Consider the following 24,269-nt stretch of genomic DNA (forward strand, 5'->3'; position numbering starts at 1 on the left):
TGGGCGTGACTGGCGCAAGCCTTCCGCATTTATTCTGAAAACACCGCAACTAGTTGCGGGTAAATCAGAATAAATGCGGGGAGATGGTGGGATATAGAAGTTGAGCGGTTTCGGTTGTGACCTTCTGTTGCAATTTTTTCCACAGGTTCGATGCGCGCCCTGACAAGGTATAACTGAAGTTTTCCACAGGTTCGAAAATAGTGCTTGAGTGCCCACCGCCGCTCTGCGACAGTAGTCCCATGCACGACAGAATTGAACGGGTTGCCTCAAAAGTCAAAACATCTCAACAGCTCAACTTCGAAGGGCTGAGTAAAAACCTCATCGGCGCTATGCACCGGCGGGGCGAACTTATTAGGCTGACGCGGGGTGTCTATGTTTCAGCTGTAGAGGGCCGGCAGTTCACGCCCGAAGAGCGGTGTATCGCCGTGACCGTAGCGCTCGCGATGTCTCACCGGCAGGCGGTGCTCAGTCATGCTTCTGCTGCTCTCGTGTGGGGCGCTCCGCTCTTTGGGTTGCCCGCAAAGGTTGAGCTGTCCCTTCCACGTTCTAACCATCGGCACCATAGCCAGGTCAGGTACCATAGCGCCCGGTCAGAAGTATGTGAGGCGGCCCAGATGGTAGCTGGTTTTCCGGTCACGGACCCGCTCACGACTATCCTTGATTGCGCCCGATCTTTACCTGCTGTTCAGGCCTTGGCGATTACAGATTATTTTCTGCATCATGCGCATGTGCCTTACCGCGATCTGCATGCCCACCTCGCAAGCTCTAGCGGCTATCGAACGGGAAGCTTTTCCCTCATCGCTGAGTCGATGAGCGCTTTGACCGAGTCACCTCTTGAATCCCTGGCAATGCTCAGAATCGTACAGTCCAAGCTCGAGCGCCCTCGTCAGCAGCTAGAAATTTGGACGCACGACGGTCGGGCACACCGCGCAGATTTTGCCTGGGAGGCCTTAAAACTTCTTTTAGAAGTCGATGGCCTACACAAGTACTACGGCGCCTACCGCCCACCCGAGGAGCAGCTACGAAGGGACGCCCTGCGGCAGCGTTCGCTTGAGCTTGCGGGGTGGACGGTCATTCGGGCCACCTGGGATGACCTCATGAACAGGCACCATGCCCTTATTCACCGTCTTATGCAAGGTGGGGTGAAGAAACTTGAGCAGTAACCGGCAGTTCTCCCCGCACTTATTCTGAAAACCCCGCAACTAGTTGCGGGTACATCAGAATAAATGCGGTAGGTAGATGGGTGCGGACGCCGCTGCCCACCTACCAGCCCCTGGCAGGGGAGTGGGTGGCGGGCGTCCGCAAAAATCAATCGGCAAAAACCGCTCAAACTGCGGTAAAAACTTCATCAAATCGTGACCTTGCCGGTAGCCTAAAAGAATGAAGGTTTTGGTACTGGGCCCCGGCGGTCGTGAACACGCAATTATCCGAGCACTCCTGAAAGATCCAGCCGTTACCGAGGTGCACTCAGCCCCTGGTAATGCGGGTATCGCCCAGGATGTCCCCGTGCACGCTATCGATGCAAATAACCCCGAGGCAGCCCTTGCGCTAGCCACCGAGTTGGCCGCTGACCTGGTTGTCATTGGCCCCGAGGCTCCCCTGGTCGCAGGCGTCTCAGATACCCTGCGCGATGCCGGTTTCGCTGTTTTCGGCCCGTCCAAGCCGGCTGCCCTGCTCGAAGGGTCCAAGGCTTTTGCCAAGGAAGTCATGGCCAGCGCTAATGTGCCCACCGCTATGGCTAAGGTCGCTACCAACCGCGAAGAAGCAGAAACCGCTCTCGCTACCTTTGGCGCCCCCTACGTCGTGAAAGATGACGGCCTGGCCGCCGGTAAGGGCGTCGTCGTCACCGAAGATTTCGATGCAGCCCTAGCCCACGCTGAATCCTGCTTCGCAGCGGGCGGTAGCGTCGTCATCGAAGAGTACCTGGACGGCCCCGAAGTCTCCCTCTTTGTGATCTCCGACGGCAGCACCTGCCTGCCCCTCTCGCCCGCCCAGGACTTCAAGCGTATTTTCGACAACGACGAGGGCCCCAACACCGGTGGCATGGGTGCCTACACCCCCCTGCCCTGGCTGCCCGAAGGCTTCGTAGAAGAGGTCATTGAGCGCGTGGCCCAGCCTACCGTTGATGAAATGGCCCGCCGGGGCACCCCCTTCGTGGGCGTCCTCTACTGCGGTCTGGCAGCGACCTCCCGCGGTATTCGCGTCATCGAATTCAATGCCCGCTTCGGTGACCCCGAAACCCAGGCCGTGCTGGCCCGCCTGCGCACCCCGCTCGGTGGCGTCCTGCTGGCAGCAGCCAAGGGCGAACTGCCCGCCGATCTCACCCTCGACTGGGATCCCCGCACCGCCGTCGATGTGGTCATGGCCGCCGAAAACTACCCCGATACTCCCCGCAAGGGCGATGCCATCACCGGCCTCGACGCCGCCAACCAGCGCGAGAACGTACACGTTGACCACGCAGGTACCGCCCTCGACGGTGACAGCATCGTCACCGCCGGCGGTCGCGTACTGGCCGTTGTAGCCCTAGGCGAAAACCTTACCGAGGCCCGCGACGCCGCCTACGCCGGTGTGCGCGACATTGCCTGGAAGGGAGCCCAGTACCGCTCAGACATTGCGCTCGCCGCCGCCGAGAATCGTATTCAGATTCCCGCCCAGAACTAACCTCTCCGTGACTGCCCACCGTACCCCGCGTGGGCAGTCACTTTTATCATTACCCCACACCCCACCTGCACACCCCCAGGAGAAGAGCATGAGCCATACCCCCGTAGACATCCCCGGCTGGAAGCACGTGTATTCCGGCAAGGTCCGCGACCTCTACATCCCCGATGAGGACACCCAGGATGTGACCGGCCTGAACGTAAAGGACGACGCCGAGCTGCGCGCCGGTTCCGTGATGGTGGTTGCCACCGACCGCATCAGCGCCTTTGACCAGGTGCTACCCACCGAGATCCCCGATAAGGGCAAGATTCTGACCCAGATGTCCCTCTGGTGGTTTGAACAGCTCAAGGGTGTGCCCAATCATGTGCTGTCCACCGATGTGCCCGAGGTTGTGGCTGGTCGCGCCATGATCTGTAAGTCTCTCAACATGTTCCCGGTTGAGTGCATTGTGCGCGGCTACCTCACCGGTTCGGGTCTGGCCTCCTACCGTAAGACCGGCAAGGTCAACGAGTTTGAGCTGCCCGCCGGTCTGGTAGATGGCTCCCGCCTGGAACCTGCCCTCTTCACGCCCACGGGCAAGGCAGAGGTGGGGGAGCATGACGAGCCCATCACCCGTGAAGAGCTCGACGCTGAGGTGGGGGAGGCTATCGCCGACCGCCTGCAGGAACTGACTCTCTATGTCTACGAGACCGCCGAGAAGATTGCGCGTGAGCGCGGCATCATTCTGGCCGACACCAAGATTGAGTTCGGTACCGACTCCTACCGCGGTGAAATCACCCTGGGCGATGAGGCGCTGACCCCCGATTCATCGCGTTTCTGGGATGCCAACGACTACGAGCCCGGCCGCGCCCAGGCGTCCTTCGATAAGCAGTACGTGCGCGACTGGCTCAAGAGCGAGGAGTCGGGCTGGGACGGCACCGGCCCCGTGCCTGAGCTTCCCGCCGAGGTTGTGGAGAAGACCCGCGCCCGCTACGTTGAGGCCTACGAGCGTCTAACCGGTCAGACCTTCCAGGCCTAGACCTGCCCATCGCGCACCTTCTGGTGGTACTCGTAATGGGCGGCACCAATTTCTGAGAGGGCGTAGAACCATCGAATGTGCTCAGCGACTGTTCGCTGGGCACGTTCTGCATCTCCTGCGATAACCGCCGCGTAGATAGCCCGGTGTTGCTCTTGGAGCTCCCGCTTGGTGGCTTGCCAGTCGTCGAGGTAGGGCACGGCCTCCTGCACATAGCCCACGGTGGCCAGGTGCAGGGAGTCAATGACGGTGTCCATGACGATGTTGCCGCCGAGGGAGGAAATTTCGTAGTGGAAGCGGGTGTCGCAGAAGTGGAAGCGGTCATCGCTAATATCTGCGTGATCCATTTCGTCGAGGTACTGCCGGGCGGTTGCTAGGGATGCGGCGTGTTCGGGTTTCTGGGCTACATCGGCTGCCCGGGCGGCAGCTTCACCTTCGAGTAGGACGCGGGTGCTCACGATATCTGCGACCGGCAGGGTGCGGGTGGCGATATGCATGCGCAGGGCCCAGCCCAGGGCGTCCGAGGGTTCCGATACTACGACTGCACCGGCTTTGGGGCCAGAACCCACTCCCGAGCGAATGAGACCCACGGCTGAGAGAATGCGTAGGGCTTCGCGCACCGAGGCACGGGAAATGCCGTACTCTTCGGCGAGGGAACGCTCACCGGGTAGCCGGTCGCCCACGCGCAGCTGGCCGTGGCGCAGCCGGTGCTCTATCGACTCGAGCAGGGCGGTGTAGGTGGGCTCTTTTTCTTTCACGCGCTGTCTTTCAGGTGGGGTAGGTACATAGACAAGGTATAGGGAAGGGCGGTGCAGTTCCAACGTATGTTACGTGGGACTGCACCGCCCTTGCCTGCCTAACTCATAGGGCGAGGCTGGTGATTAGTGGCCGGTGAGGTAGGGCTCAACCAGCAGGCCGGAGAGGACGGTGGCCTGGAGGAAGACCAGGGCACAGACGGCCAGCAGCAGGATGAAGGACCAGCCGAGAACTGCCTTGAAGATTTCGGACTCCTTGCCTTCCATGTTGACCGAGGTGGCTGCGATGGCGAGGGACTGGGGTGAAATCATCTTGCCGACCACACCACCGGTGGTGTTGGCTGCCAGCATGAGTTCGGGGTGGGCACCGGTCATGCCGCCTTCTTGCAGGTGCTCAGCGGCGGTGACCTGGAGCTTGGAGAAGAGGGCGTTGGCCGAGGTGTCGGAGCCGGTGACGGCGGTGCCGACCCAGCCGAGGACGGGTGCCAGGAAGGCGTAGGCTACGCCGAGGGAGGCGACGTACTCACCGATGGCGACGGTCTGACCGGAGTAGTTCATGACGAAGGCCAGGGCCAGAACCAGGGCGATGGTGGCTGCTGACCAGCGCATCTTGTAGGCTACAGAGCCGATTTCCTTGAAGGCGTCAGCAATTGAGAGCTTGTACTTGCCGTTTTCGTTGAAGATGGCGTAGAGGACGGCGACCAGGATGCCGGAGATCAGCAGGTAGGTGCCGGGGTTGTTGAGCCAGGAGCAGGTGTAGACGGTGTTGACCGGTTCTCCTGCTGCGGTGAGCAGACGCTCTGAGAGCAGGGGCATCTTGAACTTGATGGCGGTGGTCTTCATCCAGTCGACCAGGGGGGTGTAAAGGTTAGCGACACCGAAGATGATGACAACGACCAGGTAGGGCATGAGGGCCATCCAGATGCGGCGGCCGGGCAGGTGCTCAACGTCGAGGGGGGCGGTGATGCCGTAGCGTTCGCGGACGCCTTCAACACCGCGGGGCTTGACGAAGCGCATGAAGACAACGGCTGCTGCGATGGAGACGATGCAGGCTACGACGTCGGTGAGCTGATAGACGAAGTGCGCAGAGGCCCACCACTGGGCAACGGCGAAGGAGGCGCCGATGACGGCTGCGTGCATCCAGGCGTCCTTAAGACCCTTGACGCCGTCGAGGATCCAGAGCAAGATGAAGGGCACGAAGAAGGCGATGAAGGGGGCCTGGTGACCAACGAGGGCTGCGATGACGGTGGCGTCCTTGCTGCCCACTTCACCGGCGGTGGTGATGGGGATAGCGACGGCGCCGAAGGCTACGGGAGCGGTGTTGGCGATCAGGACGGTGGTGGCAGCCTTGAGGGGCTTGACGCCCAGGGCCAGAATCATGGTTGCGGTAATAGCAACGGGGGCACCGAAACCTGCCAGGGCTTCCAGCAGACCGCCGAAGCAGAAGGCGATGAGGATGGCCTGGATGCGCAGGTCGCCGCCACCGATCAGGTCGAAGGTGCGGCGCAGGTCTTCAAAGCGGCCTGAGAGTACGGTGACCTGGTAGAACCAGATGGCCATGAGGATAACCCAGACGATGGGGAAGAGGCCGTAGATGCCGCCGCGGAAGGCCGACATGCCGGCCAGGTCCCAGGGCATGCCGAAGCCGAAGATAGCAACGAGCAGAGCTACCAGCAGGGAGACGAGGCCTGCCACGTGGGCGCGGGCCTTGAGACCCAGCAGCATGATAAAGAACGCCAACAGCGGCAGGGTGGAGACCAGGGCGCTGAGCGCGAGGCTTCCTCCTACGGCGTCGGTTACAGCGGTATAGGTATTTTCCACCGTAATTCTCCTTAGTGATGTGTGGTATGGCTGGGCGTCACATCTCTGGGGCGCTGAGCCAAAAAATATGAGGTCTAACCTTCTGTGGTCAGACCATTGTTTTCGAGGTCTACGTTACATGAGGTGCTTCACTTCCGCCAAGCTATTGCTGTATCTACGTGCGGTATTTTTTCCACCCCTGTGGTTTTGTGGGTTTTCGAGGTGGTATAGACGTGCTTTTGTGCTGGAATGTGTACGCTCTTGTGGTTTTGGTGACCGGCGGACGCCTACAGCTGGGAAGCGGGGAACATTCAGCTTTCTTTATGTGGTCAGACCGTTAGTTTATTTGCATAAGAAAATATGCTCTATTTAAAGTATCGTAAGCCCTGCTCCATCGTGTTAAATGAAGTGTAGGAAAAGAATCTAAACAGGCACCCTGCCCCGCCTTTCTCATCCCACCCCGGCCACTGGCGTCCGCGCCCCTGCTGCGGCGAGAAGTATGCGGGCTGTCCCTGCCGCACAGAAGAAGAGAGAACCAACATGCGTGTCGCACTGTTTTCAACGTGCATCGTCGACGCAATGTACCCCAAGGTAGCTAAGGCTACCGTTGACATTCTGGAGCGCCTCGGCCACGAGGTCGTCTTCCCGCAGGGCCAGACCTGCTGCTCCCAGATGCACGTCAACTCGGGCTACTTCGACGACGCTTACCCCATCGTCAAAACCCACGTGCAGGCCTTTGAAGAATGGGACTTCGACGCCATCGTAGCCCCCTCAGGCTCCTGCGTGGCTTCCCTGGGCCACCAGCAGCCCATGATCGCAGAGCGTGCAGGCGACGACGCCACCGCCCGCGCAGCCGCCTCACTGGCTGCCCGCTCCTTCGAGCTCTCCCAGTTCCTCATCGACGTCTGCGGTATCACCAACGCCGCCGAACAGCTGGGCTCCTACTTCCCCGAGAAAGTCACCTACCACTCCTCCTGCCACGGTATGCGCCTGCTAGGTCTGGGCACCCGCCAGGAAGACCTGATCCGCACCGTGGGCGGTCTGGAATACACCCAGATTGACGGCCTGGACCAGTGCTGCGGCTTCGGTGGCACCTTCTCCTTCAAGAACGCAGACACCTCCGGCGCCATGGTTGCCGACAAGGTAGAGAACATCGAAGCAACCGGCGCATCGGTCTGCACCGGTGGCGACTCATCCTGCCTGATGAACATCGGCGGCGCTCTCTCCCGCAAGAACTCACCCGTACAGACCGTACACTTCGCCGAGATTCTTGCATCCACCAAGGAAAACCCGCTCAAGGTCACCGGCCCCGTAGCTGTTACCGCAGGAGGTAAGTAAAGCCATGTCAACCACCGCACTCGGCATGCCCAAGGTCCGCCACGGCGTCGGCAACATCTTCGAATTTGAGCCCTTCCCCGAATACGCAGAGAAGGAACTCCAGAACGAGCAGCTGCGCGCCAACCTGGGCTTTGCCACCCACAAGATCCGTACCAAGCGCGCCGCCGTCATCTCTGAGCTGCCCGACTGGCAGGACCTGCGCACCGCTGGTTCCATGATCAAGCAGAAGGTCATGGCCAACCTGGACACCTACCTCGAAGAATTCGAAAAGAACTTCACCGCCCGCGGCGGCCACGTTCACTGGGCTCGCGACGCCCACGAAGCCAACGAAATCGCCCTCAAGCTCATCCAGGCTGAAGGCGTCACCGAGGTCAACAAGATCAAGTCAATGGCCACCGCCGAAACCGGCCTCAACGAGTTCCTCGAAGAGCACGGCATCCACGCCATCGAAACCGACCTTGCAGAAGAAATCGTGCAGCTGGGCGATAACGACCGCCCCTCCCACATCCTGGTGCCCGCAATCCACCGCAACCGCACCGAGATTCGCGATATCTTCCTCAAGAAGATTGAGGGCGTCAACCCCAACCTCACCAACGACCCCGCAGAACTGGCAGAAGCCTCCCGCTTCCGTCTGCGCGAAAAGTTCCTGACCAACAAGGTCGCTATCTCCGGCGTTAACTTCGGCATCGCCGAAACCGGCACCATGACCATCGTTGAGTCTGAAGGCAACGGCCGTATGTGCCTGACCCTGCCCGATACCCTGATTACCTTCATGGGCATCGAGAAGCTGCTGCCGACCCTGCAGGACCTTGAGGTCTTCACCCAGCTGCTGCCCCGCTCGTCCACCGGTGAGCGCATGAACCCCTACACCTCCATGTGGACCGGCGTCACCCCCGGCGACGGCCCCCAGAACCTGCACGTTATCCTCATGGACAACGGCCGTACCGCAGCCCTAGCTGACCAGGTCGGACGCCAGGCCCTGCACTGCATCCGTTGCTCTGCTTGCATGAACGTCTGCCCCGTCTACGAACGCGCGGGCGGCCACGCCTACGGTTCCACCTACCCCGGCCCCATCGGCGCGATTCTCTCGCCCCAGCTCGGCGGTATCGAGAACCAGTACAACTCCACCCTGCCCTACGCATCCTCCCTCTGCGGCGCTTGCTACGACGCCTGCCCCGTGAAGATTAACATCCCCGACGTGCTGGTTCACCTGCGCGGCAAGGCCGTTGACCATGAGAAGGCCCAGGGCGAGTTCGCAGGTGGCAAGAAGGAACGCCACGTGCAGATGGACGCCATGATGTTCGGTGCCAAGAAGCTCTTCAGCTCAGGTGCCCTCATGGCCCTGGCCACCAAGGGCCTGCCCGCCTCCAAGCTGATTACCGGCAAGAAGGGCAAGATCACCAAGCTGCCCGGTATCGTCGGCGGCTGGACCGAATACCGCGATATCCCGGCACCCCCCAAGTCCTCCTTCCGCAACGAGTGGAAGAAGGAGCGTGGCTCCGCCCCCAAGCGTGTAGGTGGCGAACGCGTTGACCTTCAGTCCATCATTGCCGCTAACCAGGCCAAGATTGCCGAGGCCCACGCCAACGCTGAGACCGCTAACCCCATCGCCCCCAAGGAGGCCAACTAATGTCTGATGCAAAAGCAGAAATCCTGGGCCGCATCCGCGCCTCCCTCTGGGACAACCCCCAGCCGGCTGAGTCCGTCCGCGCCTACCGCCGCGAAAGCGACAAGGGCGCCGAGGAAATCATCGAGATGCTGGTCGACCGCCTGATCGACTACAAGGCTAACGTCTACCATGAGACCGAAGAGACCATCGCCGCCCGCGTGGGTGAGCTGCTCGGCAAGTCCTCCCGCTACGTGGTGCCCACCGGCCTCAAGACCGAGTGGCTGCCCGAAGACACCGCAGCCCGCTCCCGCGTGGTTGACTCCGGCAACGCCAACAAGCCCGGTGCCCTCTCCGTGCGCGAACTCGACGCTATCGACGCGGTTGTCACCTCTTCAACCGTCTCCTGCGCTGAGACCGGCACCATCGCCCTGAACAGCACCGAGACCGAAGGCCGCCGCGCCATCACCCTGGTACCCGACCACCACATCTGCGTGGTCCCCGTCGATACCATCGTCGAGCTGATCCCCGAGACCGTGGCCCGTCTGAACTTCGACAAGCCCATCACCTGGATCTCAGGCCCCTCAGCGACCTCAGACATCGAGCTGATTCGCGTTGAGGGCGTACACGGCCCCCGTACCCTGGACGTCATCATTCTCAAGTAGGCTACATTAGCTCCTTGATACCAAAGGGCCCCCTTGCTTCAGCAAGGGGGCCCTTTGGTGTCGGTGGGCAGTAGCAGCGTGAGCGCAGTACTAGGAATTCGGACGCTTGATGACAGGAATCGCGCCAGTTGCTGCCCGCACCGCGGCGGCCCGCTCTAGCTTCTTGGCGCTACGACGCTGCCGCGAGCTTGAGCCGCCATCGTCACCTGAGCTGTTACCGGCGTCCTTGCGCCCCACTGCCCCAAGGGCCGAAGCCCAGAGGGGAAAGAGCAGGACGGTCAGCGCCCCACCTGCCACTAGCAGGGAGGCGTGCTGTTCACTGAGCAGGTCGTTGGCCAGTGCCACCTCGGTGACAGCAACAATGATGGGCAGGCCCGCCGCAGAGTAGAGCCCCAGCTGGAGCTTTTCCTGCACGGTGGTGAGCCCCGAACCGGTGTCGAAGAACTTTTCAGCGGCAAAGACCGGCAGACCGCGCACCACCAGAATACCGAGCACAATACCGGCAAGAAGCAACGGCTGCTCCCAAATGACCGATACCTTAATGCCCATACCCGAGCTCACGAAGAAGAGGGGAATGAGGAAGGAAAAGCCCAGGGCCTCAAGACGCTTGGAGAAGGGCTCGAAGGCACCATCGGGGGTAAGGGAGCGCAGGATAATGCCGGCGGCAAAAGCACCGAGCACCACATCGAGCTCAAAGACCGCGGCGACCATCATGAGGGTAGCCAGAAGGAACATGGCCAGGCGGAGCATGGTCTGGCTGGTGGTGTTAGCCTCAGCTGCCATGGTGCGGCGCAGGCCAGGAATATGCTCGAAGAGGCGGTGGGGCACAACCGCTGAAACTACCGCAATGACCATAAAGGCCAGCAGAATCAGCACCGCAACCCAGGGGGCATGCGATGAGAGCAGCAGGGACATCGCAAAGATAGGGAGCACCTCGCCGATAGCCCCGTGCACCATCACCCCGTCGCCGACTTTCGTGCCCGCCTTACCGTGGCTTTTGAGTAGAGGCAGCAGGGTGCCCAGGGCGGTTGAGCTCAGAGCAATACCGATGACCGCGTAGGTAGAGAAAGTACCCGAAAACTGGGAGAGGCTCATGGCTAGAATCAGGCCGAGGGTGAAGCTCACCAGCCAGGAGCCCACAGCGAAAGCCCCCTGGCGTCCGCGCAGGGCTCCGGCGTTAATTTCGTAACCAGCCAGCAAAAAGAGCAACCCTAACCCCAGATCTTTGACCAGGGCAACCCCTCCGTCGGCGCTGGCAAGCCCTAGCATCTGCGGGCCAATGAGTACGCCGAAGATAATCAGGAAGACAACATCAGGGATTTTCTTCTTCACCAGGGCGGACGCCAGGGGCGCCAGTAGGGCAGCGGCAGCTATCCAGAAGATAGAAACATACTCGCTGGTCGCCGAAGAACCGGCGGCCAGAAGGACGACGTCGGTGGAGTGGGTGCTCATAGTGACTTTCAGAGAGATGAGGGGCAACCTAACCAGTGTGCCATGGCTTCCCCTGCCCGCGCAGGGCGGCGGGGCAGTGTTAGGCTAAAGCAGGTATTTATTGAGGAGTATTGCGTGACCGACCTAAAGACCGCAGGCCGTGTTATCGGTATTGACCTGGCTCGCTGGGCTGCCCTGATCAGCATGTTTATTGCATACTGTGCTCCGGCGAGTGGCCCCAGCGATGTGTTGAATCTCAGCGAGTTCTTGGCTACCCCGCTCTTTGCCTTCCTCTTGGGGGCAGGTGCCCTCTTTTCGTCTCAGCGTATGAGCTTCCCCGCCCTCTTCGCCTCCTCGGTAGTACGAGCTATTGTGCTAGTTGCTCTGGGGCTCTACATCGGTACCTGGGGCGCCCAGGTCGATATCGTGCTGGAGTACTTGGGGGTATTGAGCCTGATTATGGCCCCTCTTGTCTTCCTGCCCTCCTGGGCCCTGGCCCTCCTGGCTGTGGGCAGCTGGTGGTTTGCGGCGTCCGCCCGGACCTACTTCCGCCCCCAGGCTATGCAGGCATCTCTCGACGGCAGCTACACTGCCTACCTCTACGAATGGATGTTCACCGGCCAGAACTACCAGGTTTTTACCCTGCTGACCTACGCCTGCACCGGTGCGGTGATCGCCTTCCTCATCGAACGCTGGGGTGTCTGGGGCGATGTCGCCCTGGCCCTGCTGGGAAGCCTGGCGACCGGCGGTCTCTTCTGGTACTCCCGTTTTGCTGTTGCAGAGTTCCTCCCCTACACCTCCAGCCGGCTTGAGATCGCCTTTAGCCTGGCAGCCTGCCTGGCGACCGTGGGCTGGTGCTGCCTGCTGGCGCGTGCTCTAGCCGGGCGGGAGCACCTGGCCGGTGCCCTGGTGGGCGCCGGGCGTATGACCCTTTCCCTCTACGTGCTCCAGATTGCCGTGCTGGCCCTGTACGCTAACTATGCCCCGGCCTACGGCCTGCCTGCCTCCGATAACTCCTGGGCCATGATGTTCGGCCTGATTCTGGGGGCTCTGCTCTTTGCCTGGGTCTGGCAGCGCCTGCTCGGGCAAACCTTCGTGCGGCGCGGCCCGCTTGAGACTCCCTTAGCCTGGGTCTCTGGCAGGGGGTAAACTCTCAGTATGCATACTTCTTCTTCGGAAACCGGCTCTATCAGGGCCGGTTCCTCTTCACGCACCTGGGTGCGGGTTGCTCTTGCCGTCCTATTGACCCTCACCTGGCTTGCTGTGGCGGGTATCGGCGGGCCCTACTTCGGAAAAATCTCCGAGGTCTCAACCAACTCCCAGACCGACTTCCTGCCGGCGTCCGCTGAATCTACCCAGGTGGTAGAGCAGCAGGGCGACTTTCTGGGCACCGACGCGGTGCCCGCAATTCTTGTCTTTGAAGCTGACGGTTCCCTCACCGATGCCCACCGCACCTACCTAGAGGGTCTCACCGGCCAGCTGGCGGCGTCCGGCACTTTCACCGGTGAAAGCTCGCCCGTCATTTACTCAGAGGACGGTCGGGCAGCGGAGCTCATTCTGCCCATCTCCACCGCCGATGAGACCCGAGAGGTCGTTGATGGAATCCGCGCCGAGATAACCCAGGCCCCCGACGGCCTCACCGGCTACGTGACCGGCCCGGCTGGCTTCTCGGCCGACCTGGTTGAGGCATTTGGCGGTATCGACGGCATCCTGCTGGCGGTAGCCCTTATCGTGGTCTTCGTGATTCTGCTGGTGGTCTACCGCTCACCTCTGCTGCCCATCATCGTGCTGACCAGCTCGATGGTTGCCCTCTCGGGCGCTATCTTCGTCATTTGGCACATGGCGAATGCCGGCTGGGTGATGATCAATGGCCAGGTGCAGGGAATCTTGCTGATTCTGGTGGTTGGTGCTGCAACCGACTACTCCCTGCTCTATGTAGCCCGCTACCGTGAGGCCCTGACCCAGCACCTCTCGCGCTGGGAGGCAACCCGGGTTGCCTGGCGCGGGTCCCTTGAACCGATTCTGGCCTCCGGCGGCACGGTGATTGCGGGTCTGCTGTGTCTGCTACTCTCTGAGCTGTCCTCGAACAAGGCCCTGGGGCCCGTGGCAGCTACCGGCATTGTGCTATCCATGCTGGCCTCGCTGACCTTCCTGCCCGCGGTCCTGGCCCTGCTGGGCAGGGTAGCCTTCTGGCCTGCCCGCCCCCGCTATTCCGCTGAGGTTAAGGACGCCTCAGCCGGCTTCTGGGCGAAAATTGCGGCTTTCGTGTCGGGCAAGCCCCGCAAGGTTTGGCTGGTCACGGCTCTGGTACTGGCTATCTTCGCCGGCTTTTCTGCGACTTTCCAGGCCAACGGGGTGCGCCAATCTGACCTGGTGCTGGGGCAGTCCCAGGCACGGGACGGCCAGAATGTACTGGCTGAACACTTCCCCGGTGGCTCAGGCTCCCCGGCAAATGTAATTGTGCCTGCTGCCGAGCAAGATACCGCAGTGGCTGCCCTCGACGGGCTCGACGGGGTGAGCTCCATTGCCGCGGTAGCCCAGGAGTCACCCGCTGGTACTGTGCCGGTGGGCGCTTCTGCTGAGTCAGTGCCGCCGGTTTTTGCCGCTATCACCCCCACCGAGGTTGAGGGGCGCATCATGCTCCAGGTAACCCTGGCTGACCCCGCCGACTCACAGCAGGCAGAAGAGACCGTGCGCCAGATGCGTGAGAGCCTGGCCAACGTAGCTCCCGGATCCCTGGTGGGCGGAACCACCGCGTCTGACCTCGATACCATCGATAGCGCCCAGCGTGACCGGGCCCTGATTATCCCGGTAGTGCTGGTCGTTATCACCCTAATTCTGATGGTTCTGCTGCGCTCAATTCTGGCACCGCTAATCCTGGTGGCTGCCACCGTGCTCTCTTACCTCACCGCCCTCGGCGTCTCAGCCCTGGTCTTCAACCACGTTTTCAAGTTCCCCGGTGCTGACCCCACCGTGCCCCTCTACGGGTTCGTCTTCCTCGTCGCTCTGGGTATTGACTACACCATCTTCCTGATGACCCGCGTGAGAGAAGAAGCCCTGCATCGGGGTACTAAGAGTGGCCTGCGCACAGCCCTGGTAGCAACAGGTGGCGTGATTACCTCAGCCGGTATCGTTCTGGCGGCCACCTTCGCAGCCCTGGGCGTTATCCCGCTGATTTTCCTCGCCCAGCTCGCCTTCATTGTGGCCTTCGGCGTGCTGCTCGACGCCACCGTAGTGCGAGCTCTGCTCATACCGGCACTCGTTGAAGATATCGGCAAGAAAATCTGGTGGCCCTCACGGCTCTCCCGCTAAGGCCTTAGCACAGAGCCTATCTCGCCGGGTGAAGCCACCTGCCAGGCCCATAAAGAAGGGGCCTCCCTGTTCTACAGGGAGGCCCCAATGTCTTGAGTTAAGCTGGCTTAGGCTGCCAGGAACTTGAGGTAGTCAGCAACGAACTGATCAACGTTCTTCTGCTGCTCTTCTTCTAGCTCCAGCTTGCCGGTGCCCCAGGCTTCACCGGGAATACGGATGCCCAGGCCCTCGCCCTCCATCAGGTCAGCGCGGACGTAGGGAACCAGATTGCGCAGGTTCTCGCGCACAAACTTGCCGTAGGTTGAGTTAGCAACCGAAGCTACACCGACCTTCTTGCCGTTAAGAACGGTGGGGGTGGTGTTGTCACCCGCGATGACGGCGCGTGAGGCCCAGTCAATCAGGTTCTTGAGACGGGCGGGGTAGGAGCCGTTGTACTCGGGGGAGACCAGAATCAGACCGGCCGCGTTAGCGATGTCGGCGCGCAGCTTCTCGACGGAAGCGGGGGCGGGGAATTCGGAGTTCTGGCTGAGCAGGGGGACGGCTGAGAAGTCGTAGACCTCGGCGCTCTGCCCTTCGTTTTCAAGGGCTTCAACGAGCTGCTCTGCCAGCTGGGTGTTGAAGGAGCCGTCGCGGTCGGAACCTGAGATAACGAGAATTTTCTGTGACACTGGTTTTCCTTTCACATTTGCATTTTTCTTTAGACTACACCCTATAAACTTTACAAGGCAAGTATTTGTGACGCGGTGTGACGTGCAGAAGACAAGAGAGATATGAAAAACCGCCCCCGGCTAGAGCAAGGGGCGGTTGTGCTTGGTCGGGATGACAGGATTTGAACCTGCGGCCTCGTCGTCCCGAACGACGCGCGCTACCAAGCTGCGCCACATCCCGATTGTTGCGTATAACAACCTCTCAAGTATAGCGCGGCGGTCTTAAGCCTGCCAAATCACCGGGTTTCTAGCCCTCGGTGCTGTTGTTCTCTTCCCAGGCCCGGGCCATGGCGGCAAAGCGTCCGCCGGCCTCCACCAGGGCCGCGGGGGAGCCGTCCTCTACCACGCGCCCGTCCGACACTACCAGCACCCGGTCGGCGGTAAGCACCGTCGAGAGGCGGTGGGCAATCACCACGGAGGTGCGCCCGGCCAGTAGGGACTCCAGACCCCGCTGAACCAGTTTTTCGGTGGGGATATCGAGAGAGGCGGTGGCTTCATCGAGAATAAGGACGGCCGGGTCGGCCAGGAAAGCGCGGGCAAAAGAGATGAGCTGACGCTGCCCGGCAGAAACCCGCCCGCCGCGTTTTGACAGGTTGGTGTCAAAGCCCTGGGGCAGGCTCATGATGAAGTCGTAAGCCCCGACCTTTCGGGCTGCCTCAAAGACCTCTTCGTCGCTGGCAGCGGGGTTGCCCAGGCGGATGTTGTCAGCCACGGTGCCCTTGAAGAGGTAGGCCTCCTGGGTGACCATGACAACCTCCCGGTGCAGTTGCTCATCGGAGAGGTCCCGCAGGTCTACCCCGTCGAGGGTTAGCTGACCGTGGGTGACGTCGTAGAAGCGGGCGATGAGCTTGGCAATGGTTGACTTACCAGCACCTGTTTCACCCACCAGGGCTAGGCGCTGCCCCGCAGGAATATCGAGATTCAGGCGGTGCAGGGCGGGGCGTCCACTGACGTACTCGAACTCAACCTCATCAAAGACCAGGTGCCCCGTTGCTGGGGTCTTGCGCTGGGCCGGACGTTCGGGCTCGGCAACCTCGGGCTCTTCAGCGAGAAAGCCTGAGACTTTTTCGAGGGCAGAGACCGCTGACTGAAACATGTTGTAGTAGTCCGAGAGCATGAAGATGGGTTCAAAGACCCGGTTGGCGTAGATGACCAGGGCTAGCAGGGTTCCGGCCTGCATGGAGCCGCCCAGAATGGAATAACCGCCAATGACCAGCACAATGGCCACGAAGGTGTTACCCAGGGCCTGTAGGGCTGGCATGTAGGTGCCGTGCACCTTGATGGACTGCATGACGCGCACTCGGTAGTCCTCGGCGGCGTCCGCGTAGGCTGCACGCGAGCTTGCCTCGGCACGGAAGGCCTTGACGGCGGCCAGGCCGGTGAAGGTTTCGGCAAAGCGGGAGATGATGCGGGCGGACGCCACCCGCTGGGCCCGGTAGGCCAGTTCAGATTCGCGGCGGAACCAGGCGGTCAGCCAGGCGACGGGCAGCATCATGACCAGCAGGGCCAGGCCTGCCCGCCAGTCCATCAGGCAAAGAGCAACCACGGTAAAAGAGATAGAGAGCAGCATGGCTGCTAGCTCGGAGAGACCGAAGTCAAGGAACTGGCGAATCGTATCGAGGTCGCTGGTCAGGCGGGAAATCACCCGACCTGAGGTGTAGGTGTCATGAAAGCCCACAGACAGTTTCTGAGCCTGCTCAAACATGCGCTGGCGCAGGTCGAAAAGCACTTTCTGGGAAATCTTATAGGTGAGCAGAATGTTGGTGTAGGTGGCTAAGCCCGCGATTAAAGCAGCCGCTACGTAGAGGGCCGCTAGGGTGATGGCATAGCTGCTGTCCCCGGCGAGAAGGGGCTCCAGGGCATCGTTAATGGCCGTGGAAATCAGCCAGGGCATGGCGGTGGTCAGGGCGGTTGCCAGGATGACCAGGAAGAGGGTGAAGAGTAAATGGCCCCGCACCGGCCGTAGGACATCAAGCAGAAGGGCAACCGAGCGCTGCCGCACCATCTTGGCCTCTTCGCGGCTGAGCGTTATCTTGTCTTCGGCGTCGGAAATCTTGTGTGCTGCCACGGTGCTAGCCCTCCTTGCTCTCGTGGGCCGGAGCCCCGGCGTCCTGCCCTGCGGCAGGCAAGGTGGTATCGGTGCTCATGAGGTCGCGGTAGACGGGGTTATCCAGAAGCTCTGTATGGGTGCCCACCGCTGCCACCTGCCCCTGCTGCAAGAGCACAACCCTGTCGGCCAGGGCCACCGTAGAGGGCCGGTGGGCCGTAAGCAGGGTGGTGGTTTCGGTCAGCTCCTGTTTGAGTAGACCCACCACCTTTTCTTCGGTGGTCACGTCCAGGGCAGAGAGGGGGTCATCGAGCAGCAGGACGGCCGGGGCGGCAGCAATAGCGCGGGCTAGTGAGAGGCGCTGACGCTGACCGCCTGAGAGGCTCATGCCCTCTTCACCAATCACGGTATCTAGCCCCTGCGGAAGCTGGTAGACATAGTCGGCAGCCGCTATGGTCAGGGCCCGGTGGAGTAGGGCATCTTCCTGGTCGGGGCTGAGCCCGCTGCGGTCAACCCCCAGCAGGACGTTCTCCCGCACGCTGGTTGAGAACAGCAGGGGGTCTTCAAAGGCGATTGACACCTGGGAGCGAAGCTCCGGCAGAGGCAAAGAGGCAATGTCTCGGCCGTTCAAGCTGATACTGCCTGAGGTGGGCTCATACAGTCTTTGCACCAGCTGCAGGACGGTAGACTTGCCTGACCCGGTTGAGCCCACCAAGGCAATAATTTCACCGGGTTTCACGTGTAGAGTGAAGCCGCTGAGCACCTGCTGCTCCTGCGCGCCGTAGCTGAAAGTGACGTCCTGAAAATCAAGGCGGGCAGCAGCTGCACCGGGGCGCTCGCGGTGGGCGGGTAGAAGGTCGATATCTTCGCCGGCTTCACCCACCATGACCTGGCGGTGGCGGTCCATTGAAACGCTTGACGCCAGGTACATAGAAATCAGCATGCCCGAGCGCTCCACCTGGGTGAAGAGGATGGTGGCGGTGGCGAAATAGCTGGTGAGAGCGCCGACAGTCATGACGCCGGTGCTCACCAGGTGCAGGCCCCAGAGCAGGGCTACACAGAGGGAAGCCCCGCTGATGAAGGTGCTCTGCATACGGACCCGACCCATGGCCCTGCCGCGCGCAACTTCAAGGTCAAGCAGCTCTAGGGACTCTGCTCGGAACCCCGCCAGGGCATGGGGGCCGCGTCCTAGCGCCTTGAGCACGCGCAGGCCCTGAACCGACTCCTCAACCGTGGTCGCCAAATCACCGGTGCGCTCCTGGGCCTGGCGGGTGAGGGTGCGGAAGGTCAGCACAAACCGCCAGACGCAGAAGAGAGTCAGCGGCATACTGGCAAGAAAGACAAGGCCCAGCTGCCAGGAGCCTGTGAACATATAGAAGCTACCCACCGTCACCTGCACCGCCACGGTAATGATCTGGATCAGGCCGAAGGCTGTCCAGCGGCGAATGGTGCCCAGGTCGCTCATGGCTCGGGTGAGCAGCTGACCTGATGGCCAGCGGTCGTGGAAGGCCACGGGGAAACGCAGCAGACGGTCAAAAAGGTCAATGCGCATGGTGTTCTCAACCGTGCTGGCAGGCTCAATGACCAGCTGCCTGCGCAGGAAGAAAAGAGCTGACTGGGCCAGACCCAGGGCAAATACCAGGGCGCCGCCTGCCCAGACTGCTCCCACCGTGGGCTGGTCGGTGAGCATAGCATCGACAATCCATCCCAGTACCTGGGGGATAGAGATAGCAATGATGGCGGCGGTGAGGGCTACGAGAAGCCCGCAGACCCAGCGGCCGCGAATGGGGCGGGAGTACTGCCAGAGGGTGATGTCCTGCTCGGTGCGGGCACCGGGTGGTACAGGGGGAGGGGTTGGTATGGGGGAGACGCGCAGTAGTCGAGAAGCCATAGTAATCTATCTTACATTTGCATTCCTGCAAAAACCAGATAGATTACCTGGCGGTTAGGGTCACTAGTACGGCTTCGGGCGGGCAGAAGAGGCGCACCTGGGCATAGCGTGAGGTGCCCAGGCCCGCCGTCACCTGCACGGGCACGTCCCCCTGGTAGGAGAGACCCTTGGCCCGGGCAGGGGGCAGATCGCAGTTGGACACCAGGGCCCGCCCACCCGGGAGGCACACCTGCCCACCGTGGGTGTGGCCAGCAAAGATAGCCTGGGCGCCGTCGTCCGCAAAGCGGTTTAGGGTGCGCAGGTAGGGGGCATGGCAGACACCCAGGCGGACGCTCGGGCTCGGCTCCGCATCGAAAGCGGTGGGGGAGAAGCCGGGGTGGCGGTCGTACTCCAGGTGGGGGTCGTCCACCCCAGAAAACTCTAGGCGCAGCCTTCCAAGGGTGAGCGTCTCGTAGCGGTTGATCAGCCCTACCCAGCCGCGGGCATCGAAGGCATCGTGCATGGCCTGGGTGGGGAGCACAGCGCGGGTCTGGTCGTTGGCCTCGTCCCCGGTGTTCTTCTTCCAGAGGTAACGGGCCGGGTTCTTGGGCACCGGGGCAAAGTAGCAGTTAGAGCCCGGCACATAGACGCCCGGGAAATCCAGCAGGGGATCCAAGGCCTCTAGCAGGGCGGGAAGACCGTCCATGTGGGAGAGGTTATCGCCGGTATTGATGACCAGGTCAGGCTCTAGCTCGGCCAGAGAATGCATAAAGGCGGTTTTCCGAGCCTGCCCTGGAATCATATGCATATCCGAGATATGCAGAATCTTGAAGGCGGGGCTACCTTCCGGCAGAATCGGCAGGGTTTCCCTGCGCACCTGGAAGTTATTGAGCTCAATAAAGTGGGCATAAGCGGCTGTGGCGGCCCCAGCTACGGCACCCGCTGCCAGAACCGCTGAAAGGGTCTGGGCAAGAGTGCCAGCTGAAGCCGCCACGCCACGAGAATTCTGAGAATTCACGGGAGTCCTTACTGGTTAGTACCAAGAACCGTGTTCGAAGGAGTATCGAACCTGTCGGTGTTGTAGTTCTTCGCCTGAGCCTGCATGAACTTCTGCCACTGGGCACCTGCGTAGGTGGCACCGTCCACGTAGTCCAGAACCCTACCGTTGATGGAAAGGCCGTTGAGGGGGCGAGAGGTATTTTCAACGCTACCCACCCATGACGCGGTGGAGAGACCCCGGGTGTACCCAACGGTCCAGGTATGGGCGGAGTTATCAGTAGTACCGGTCTTAGCGGCGGACGCATCGGTCAGGCCAATGCCGCGCTGGTAACCCGAGCCGTCCACCAGAACCTGCTTGAGCACGTAGTTCACACCGTTGGCGACATCCTCTTCGAGCACGCGCTCACAGGTGGACTCGTAAGTCTTGACCTCGGTATCGCCCTTGGTGACCTTTTCCAGCGCCATAGGCTCGCAGTAGGTACCACCGCTCGCGAAAGTAGCATAGGCTGCTGCCATGGCGAGGGGAGTAGTGCCGCGTTCCCAGCCACCGAGCAGGTAGGCAGGATTATTCATGTTGTAAGGGTCATTGCCCAAACCATCGGTAATACGGAGCTTAGCGCGAAGATCGTTGATGGCGCAGGCATCGGTCACCGACGCCATCTTAATGGCGTAGGAGTTAATGGAGTTCTTCAGGCCGTAGGCTACTGTGCCCCAGGTTCGGCTTGAGCCATCTGCGTTCTGGAAGGAGTAGCCGGTTCCAGAGCTTGAAAGCACGTACCCCTCAGGCTGGCAGCTAGCAGGCCACTGGAAACTTTGCGGGTAGCTGACAGTGGTGCCATCGATGGTAGCGTTGACGCCCTTGCCGTCCTTAATCCACTGGGCTAGAAGCACGGCCTTGAAGGTTGAACCGGGCTGCCAACCCGCTACACCGCCGTGATCCACATCTGCATTGAAGTTGAAGTAGTTATCCGCAAAGTTGCTCGTATCAGAAGGGCCGTAGCCGGAGTTCTGGGCCATGGCAATAATCTTGCCGGTACCGGGAGCAACGGAAACGAGAGCGGCGCTGACGCGATCGGGGTTGTTGGTGGAAGGCTGGGTGGCCTCAACCTGGGTCTTGGCGTCCTTCTGGGCATCGGCATCAACGGTGGTAACGATCTTGTAGCCGCCGCGGTAGAGGGCATTTTCACGGTCCTCTTCGGTGGCGCCGAAGGTCTCATCACCCAGGAAATCAAATATTGCGTACCTACAGAAATGCGCAAAGTCACCGGCGGTGGAGCAGCCCATGGGGGTGGTGTGAATGTCGAGAGTAATCTCTTCATTCAGGGCATCGGAGTATTCGTCCTCGGTAATTTTACCGTCGCGGAGCATGGTGCCCAGAACTACATCGCGACGTTCCTTGGACAGTTCGGGGTTAACATCGGGGCGGTAGACGTTAGGTGAAACCACCATGCCTGCCAGAATCGCCGATTGGGAGATGCTGAGCTCTGATGCTGAAATGCCCCAGTAGTAGTAGGCTGCGGCCTCTACACCGTAGTTGGAACCGCCCAGGTTGATGATGTTGAGGTAGCCCTCAAGAATCTGGTCTTTAGAGAGATTCTGCTCCATCGAGATGGCCAGCTTAATTTCCTTGATCTTATCAAGGTAGTCCTTATTAGCACCCAGGGTACCTGCCTCGGTGCCTGCCTGCTCAGCGGCATCAATCAGAAGGTTATTGACGTACTGCTGGGTCAGAGTAGAAGCACCCTGGCGGGCTTCGGGGTTAATGACATTGTTGACCAAGGCGCGGGCAATACCCATGGGAGAAACCGCGCCGTGATCGTAGAAGTTACGGTCTTCAGACGAAAGAATTGCATCCTTCATGTGCTGGGAAATGTCATCCAGCGCCACCTCGGTGCGGTTCTGGGCGTAGTAGGATGCCAGCTCAGTTTTTCCGTCATTTGCGTAGATGACGGACGGCTGAGAGAGCGGTCCGTCACTCAGGGAGGCGGGCAGACTCTTAAACCAGTTCATTGATGCATTAATGGATGCACTGAGAGCTGTAGTGGGCGGCACCATAATCAGCGCCGCAATAAAACCGGCAATGATGCTCAGCGCAATAAACTGAACAAGGTCGCCGGGACTACGGCGCCTCTTTCGCACATTCTTTGAAGAAGCCATTGCATCAGTTTATCGGCTCAGGGCGAAAAGCGCACCGGCATGCATGTCACAGCCACCCAAGAAAAACCTGTGAGAGATGTAAGAGTCGTCTTTTTAGCCCCGGTGGTCTAGGCTTGGTGCTATGGAAAAATGGGAATACGCAACAGTGCCCCTGATGATTCACGCAACCAAGCAGATCCTCGATAACTGGGGTGAAGACGGCTGGGAGCTCGTTACCGTGCTCCCCGGTGCCCCCGCTCCTAGCGGCGCCACTCCCGCCGGGAACATGGTTGCCCCCACTCAGGGCAATCCAATCGCCTACTTTAAGCGCAAGAAGGCTAGCAACTAAATACTCACACCAGAACCGGGTTCAGGCTTCGCCCCGAGCCCGGTTTTTGGCCCCTAGAAACACTGCTTTTCAAGAAGGTACACCGTGTCAAAGATCGAAGATCGACTCACAGAACTTGGCTACGACCTGCCCGAGCTGGCAGCCCCGGTAGCCGCCTACGTTCCTGCCGTCACCAGCGGTAACTATGTCTACACCTCAGGTCAGCTACCTTTCGTCAAGGGGGAGCTACCCGCCACCGGTAAGGTATCAGACTCCGGCGCTGAAGGCTTTGTAGACCCCGAGACCGCTCAGAAACTAGCTAGCCTCTCAGCCCTCAACGCCCTGGCCGCCGTGAAGTCGGTCATCGGCGATCTTGACCGCATCACCCGCGTGGTCAAGGTGGTTGGCTTCGTCTCATCAGACCCTTCTTTCACCGGCCAGCCCGCCGTCATCAACGGAGCCTCCCTGCTGCTGGGCGAGGTCTTTGGCGAGGCCGGTGTGCATGCCCGCTCAGCCGTTGGCGTGCCCGTCCTACCGCTGGACTCCCCGGTAGAAGTTGAAATCATCGTGGAATATGCCTAGCCAACCCATGTACACCGGTGCCCTCAAACGGGTGCCGCCGCCGGCGTCCGCCCCCTATGCAATGGTGGCGGCCCCCGCCCCCAAAACCCACCCCATCCCATCGAGCCAGCAGGACTCAGCCCGTACCTGGCTCGATGAAGGGGAGTGCACCCCGCGCACGGCCAAGCCCGCAGCCGCGGTCGTTTTTGTGCGTGACGGCACTTCTGGGCCTGAAACCTTTATGACCTACCGGGTGAAATCCCCCATGGGTCGGGTTGCCTTCCCCGGCGGTCTTGGTGTGCCCGAGGACGCCGCCCCCATCGGCTGGGTGGGCCCCAGTGGTGACTACTGGGCAAAGGCTTTCAGCGAGGACGACTTGGGGGCAGCACACGCAGTTGTGGTCACCGCAGTACGTGAGCTCTTTGAAGAGACCGGTGTGCTGCTAGCAGGTAGCGGAGAGCTCTCAACCATCGAACTCACTAGCGGGCACGAATGCATGGCCTCCCGCCAGGCCGTTGCCCAGCAGGATAAAACCTTTGCTGACTGCCTTGAACGCCGGGGCCTAAAGATTCGCGCTGACCTTCTCAAACCCTTAGCGCGTTGGCAGTCACCGGGCTTCTTCCACAAGCGCTACGACATTCACTACTTCACCTGCGCGGTGCCCGTGGGGCAGAGCCCCTCCCTGCTAGCTGGCAAGGGTATCTGGGGGCGCTGGGTAAACGTGCGTGACCTGGTAGCCCACCCCATGAGCGTGGAGCTCGGTAACGAAATTGGGCAGGAGGACACCATCGGGGTTCCCTTCCAGGAGCTGGTGACCCCCGGCGTCATGTACCTACTTGAACAGCTGGCCGCCTCATCGGGGGCGGTAGCCTTCCTGGCCAAGCGACGTCAGGTTTCCCTCTACCTGCCCGAGGTCAAGCAGGACGCCGCCGGCACCTGCTACCTGGCAGTACAGGAGAAAAAGGTCTAGTCGTGCCCCTCAAGCATCAGGCCCCCAGCCCAGTACCCATCTCGTTCTCACAGAGACTTACCAGATGGGCG

19 protein-coding genes and 1 tRNA gene are annotated in these 24,269 nt (G+C 61.0%); 11 read left to right on the top strand and 9 right to left on the bottom strand.

Translation table 11 applies throughout. The features are described 5' to 3' along the window. Positions 1-239 precede the first annotated feature (239 nt). From ACFP6B_RS05875 to ACFP6B_RS05885, 3 genes are all read left to right on the top strand, one after another. Positions 240-1,163: a hypothetical protein gene (locus tag ACFP6B_RS05875; RefSeq protein ID WP_377128053.1), complete on the top strand. Its 924-nt coding sequence runs from the start codon at positions 240-242 to the stop codon at positions 1,161-1,163. 217 nt (positions 1,164-1,380) lie between these two features. Further along, positions 1,381-2,661, top strand: coding sequence for a phosphoribosylamine--glycine ligase (purD, locus tag ACFP6B_RS05880; protein ID WP_377128056.1), 1,281 nt, complete (start codon positions 1,381-1,383; stop codon positions 2,659-2,661). Positions 2,662-2,749: 88 nt separating this feature from the next. Further along, positions 2,750-3,676, top strand: a complete 927-nt coding sequence (locus ACFP6B_RS05885; protein ID WP_377128059.1) for a phosphoribosylaminoimidazolesuccinocarboxamide synthase — start codon at positions 2,750-2,752, stop codon at positions 3,674-3,676. Here ACFP6B_RS05885 and ACFP6B_RS05890 read toward each other — a convergent pair. Continuing rightward, the gene (locus ACFP6B_RS05890) at positions 3,673-4,431 is read right to left on the bottom strand and encodes a FadR/GntR family transcriptional regulator (RefSeq protein ID WP_237199883.1); all 759 of its coding nucleotides are present in this window, start codon (positions 4,429-4,431) and stop codon (positions 3,673-3,675) included. The two genes, ACFP6B_RS05885 and ACFP6B_RS05890, sit on opposite strands and share 4 nt — an antisense overlap. A 123-nt stretch (positions 4,432-4,554) precedes the next feature. Further along, positions 4,555-6,249: an L-lactate permease gene (locus ACFP6B_RS05895; protein WP_377128063.1), complete on the bottom strand. Its 1,695-nt coding sequence runs from the start codon at positions 6,247-6,249 to the stop codon at positions 4,555-4,557. Between the two features lie 519 nt (positions 6,250-6,768). Here ACFP6B_RS05895 and ACFP6B_RS05900 point away from each other — a divergent pair. From ACFP6B_RS05900 to ACFP6B_RS05910, 3 genes are read left to right on the top strand one after another with little or no spacing between them, the layout of a single operon-like run. Next, a complete protein-coding gene (locus tag ACFP6B_RS05900) occupies positions 6,769-7,566 on the top strand; it encodes a (Fe-S)-binding protein (RefSeq protein WP_346874918.1) in 798 nt (265 codons plus the stop codon). A 4-nt stretch (positions 7,567-7,570) separates the two neighbouring features. After that, the gene (locus tag ACFP6B_RS05905; protein WP_377128067.1) at positions 7,571-9,196 is read left to right on the top strand and encodes a LutB/LldF family L-lactate oxidation iron-sulfur protein; all 1,626 of its coding nucleotides are present in this window, start codon (positions 7,571-7,573) and stop codon (positions 9,194-9,196) included. Further along, positions 9,196-9,837 (top strand): LutC/YkgG family protein, encoded by a 642-nt coding sequence (locus ACFP6B_RS05910; protein WP_377128070.1) that lies wholly within the window; start codon positions 9,196-9,198, stop codon positions 9,835-9,837. The genes ACFP6B_RS05905 and ACFP6B_RS05910 overlap by 1 nt, the downstream gene beginning before the upstream one ends. A gap of 90 nt (positions 9,838-9,927) precedes the next feature. Here ACFP6B_RS05910 and ACFP6B_RS05915 read toward each other — a convergent pair whose 3' ends face one another. Then, on the bottom strand, positions 9,928-11,289 hold the full coding sequence (locus ACFP6B_RS05915) for a cation:proton antiporter (protein WP_377128073.1): 1,362 nt from the start codon (positions 11,287-11,289) through the stop codon (positions 9,928-9,930). 114 nt (positions 11,290-11,403) lie between these two features. Between ACFP6B_RS05915 and ACFP6B_RS05920 the strand changes: the two genes are divergently transcribed. Next, on the top strand, positions 11,404-12,417 hold the full coding sequence (locus ACFP6B_RS05920; protein WP_377128076.1) for a DUF418 domain-containing protein: 1,014 nt from the start codon (positions 11,404-11,406) through the stop codon (positions 12,415-12,417). Between the two features lie 9 nt (positions 12,418-12,426). After that, the gene (locus ACFP6B_RS05925) at positions 12,427-14,580 is read left to right on the top strand and encodes an MMPL family transporter (RefSeq protein ID WP_377128079.1); all 2,154 of its coding nucleotides are present in this window, start codon (positions 12,427-12,429) and stop codon (positions 14,578-14,580) included. Between the two features lie 107 nt (positions 14,581-14,687). On the opposite strand, the gene ACFP6B_RS05930 is transcribed toward ACFP6B_RS05925, so the two are convergent. The 6 genes from ACFP6B_RS05930 to ACFP6B_RS05955 all read right to left on the bottom strand — a co-directional run bounded on the left by ACFP6B_RS05930 (position 14,688) and on the right by ACFP6B_RS05955 (position 22,360). Continuing rightward, a complete protein-coding gene (locus ACFP6B_RS05930; RefSeq protein ID WP_377128082.1) occupies positions 14,688-15,248 on the bottom strand; it encodes an NADPH-dependent FMN reductase in 561 nt (186 codons plus the stop codon). 143 nt (positions 15,249-15,391) lie between these two features. Beyond that, a tRNA-Pro gene (locus ACFP6B_RS05935) sits at positions 15,392-15,468 on the bottom strand. 66 nt (positions 15,469-15,534) lie between these two features. Continuing rightward, positions 15,535-17,355, bottom strand: coding sequence for an ABC transporter ATP-binding protein (locus ACFP6B_RS05940; protein ID WP_377128085.1), 1,821 nt, complete (start codon positions 17,353-17,355; stop codon positions 15,535-15,537). 4 nt (positions 17,356-17,359) lie between these two features. Further along, positions 17,360-19,225 (bottom strand): ABC transporter ATP-binding protein, encoded by a 1,866-nt coding sequence (locus tag ACFP6B_RS05945; protein WP_377128088.1) that lies wholly within the window; start codon positions 19,223-19,225, stop codon positions 17,360-17,362. Positions 19,226-19,268: 43 nt separating this feature from the next. After that, positions 19,269-20,198 carry a metallophosphoesterase gene (locus ACFP6B_RS05950; protein ID WP_377128238.1) on the bottom strand — a complete coding sequence of 310 codons (930 nt, stop codon included), beginning with the start codon at positions 20,196-20,198 and terminating at the stop codon, positions 19,269-19,271. Positions 20,199-20,230: 32 nt separating this feature from the next. Continuing rightward, positions 20,231-22,360: a transglycosylase domain-containing protein gene (locus tag ACFP6B_RS05955; RefSeq protein WP_377128091.1), complete on the bottom strand. Its 2,130-nt coding sequence runs from the start codon at positions 22,358-22,360 to the stop codon at positions 20,231-20,233. 121 nt (positions 22,361-22,481) lie between these two features. On the opposite strand from ACFP6B_RS05955, the gene ACFP6B_RS05960 reads away from it, so the two are divergent. The 3 genes from ACFP6B_RS05960 (at position 22,482) to ACFP6B_RS05970 (ending at position 24,198) form a co-directional block, all read left to right on the top strand. Then, on the top strand, positions 22,482-22,688 hold the full coding sequence (locus ACFP6B_RS05960) for a DUF4177 domain-containing protein (RefSeq protein WP_185174154.1): 207 nt from the start codon (positions 22,482-22,484) through the stop codon (positions 22,686-22,688). A gap of 84 nt (positions 22,689-22,772) precedes the next feature. Further along, on the top strand, positions 22,773-23,249 hold the full coding sequence (locus tag ACFP6B_RS05965; protein ID WP_377128095.1) for a RidA family protein: 477 nt from the start codon (positions 22,773-22,775) through the stop codon (positions 23,247-23,249). Next, positions 23,242-24,198 carry an NUDIX hydrolase gene (locus tag ACFP6B_RS05970; protein ID WP_377128098.1) on the top strand — a complete coding sequence of 319 codons (957 nt, stop codon included), beginning with the start codon at positions 23,242-23,244 and terminating at the stop codon, positions 24,196-24,198. The genes ACFP6B_RS05965 and ACFP6B_RS05970 overlap by 8 nt, the downstream gene beginning before the upstream one ends. Positions 24,199-24,269 lie beyond the last annotated feature (71 nt).

The organism is Rothia nasimurium (assembly GCF_042660305.1).
Taxonomy (GTDB): Bacteria; Actinomycetota; Actinomycetes; order Actinomycetales; family Micrococcaceae; genus Rothia; species Rothia nasimurium.

Bases quoted from the DNA above. Each gene is read 5' to 3' on its own strand.
- ACFP6B_RS05875 (WP_377128053.1), top strand. From the start codon at position 240: ATGCACGACAGAATTGAACGGGTTGCCTCAAAAGTCAAAACATCTCAA.
- purD (WP_377128056.1), top strand. From the start codon at position 1,381: ATGAAGGTTTTGGTACTGGGCCCCGGCGGTCGTGAACACGCAATTATC.
- ACFP6B_RS05885 (WP_377128059.1), top strand. From the start codon at position 2,750: ATGAGCCATACCCCCGTAGACATCCCCGGCTGGAAGCACGTGTATTCC.
- ACFP6B_RS05900 (WP_346874918.1), top strand. From the start codon at position 6,769: ATGCGTGTCGCACTGTTTTCAACGTGCATCGTCGACGCAATGTACCCC.
- ACFP6B_RS05905 (WP_377128067.1), top strand. From the start codon at position 7,571: ATGTCAACCACCGCACTCGGCATGCCCAAGGTCCGCCACGGCGTCGGC.
- ACFP6B_RS05910 (WP_377128070.1), top strand. From the start codon at position 9,196: ATGTCTGATGCAAAAGCAGAAATCCTGGGCCGCATCCGCGCCTCCCTC.
- ACFP6B_RS05915 (WP_377128073.1), bottom strand. From the start codon at position 11,289: ATGAGCACCCACTCCACCGACGTCGTCCTTCTGGCCGCCGGTTCTTCG.
- ACFP6B_RS05925 (WP_377128079.1), top strand. From the start codon at position 12,427: ATGCATACTTCTTCTTCGGAAACCGGCTCTATCAGGGCCGGTTCCTCT.
- ACFP6B_RS05945 (WP_377128088.1), bottom strand. From the start codon at position 19,225: ATGGCTTCTCGACTACTGCGCGTCTCCCCCATACCAACCCCTCCCCCT.
- ACFP6B_RS05955 (WP_377128091.1), bottom strand. From the start codon at position 22,360: ATGGCTTCTTCAAAGAATGTGCGAAAGAGGCGCCGTAGTCCCGGCGAC.
- ACFP6B_RS05960 (WP_185174154.1), top strand. From the start codon at position 22,482: ATGGAAAAATGGGAATACGCAACAGTGCCCCTGATGATTCACGCAACC.
- ACFP6B_RS05970 (WP_377128098.1), top strand. From the start codon at position 23,242: ATGCCTAGCCAACCCATGTACACCGGTGCCCTCAAACGGGTGCCGCCG.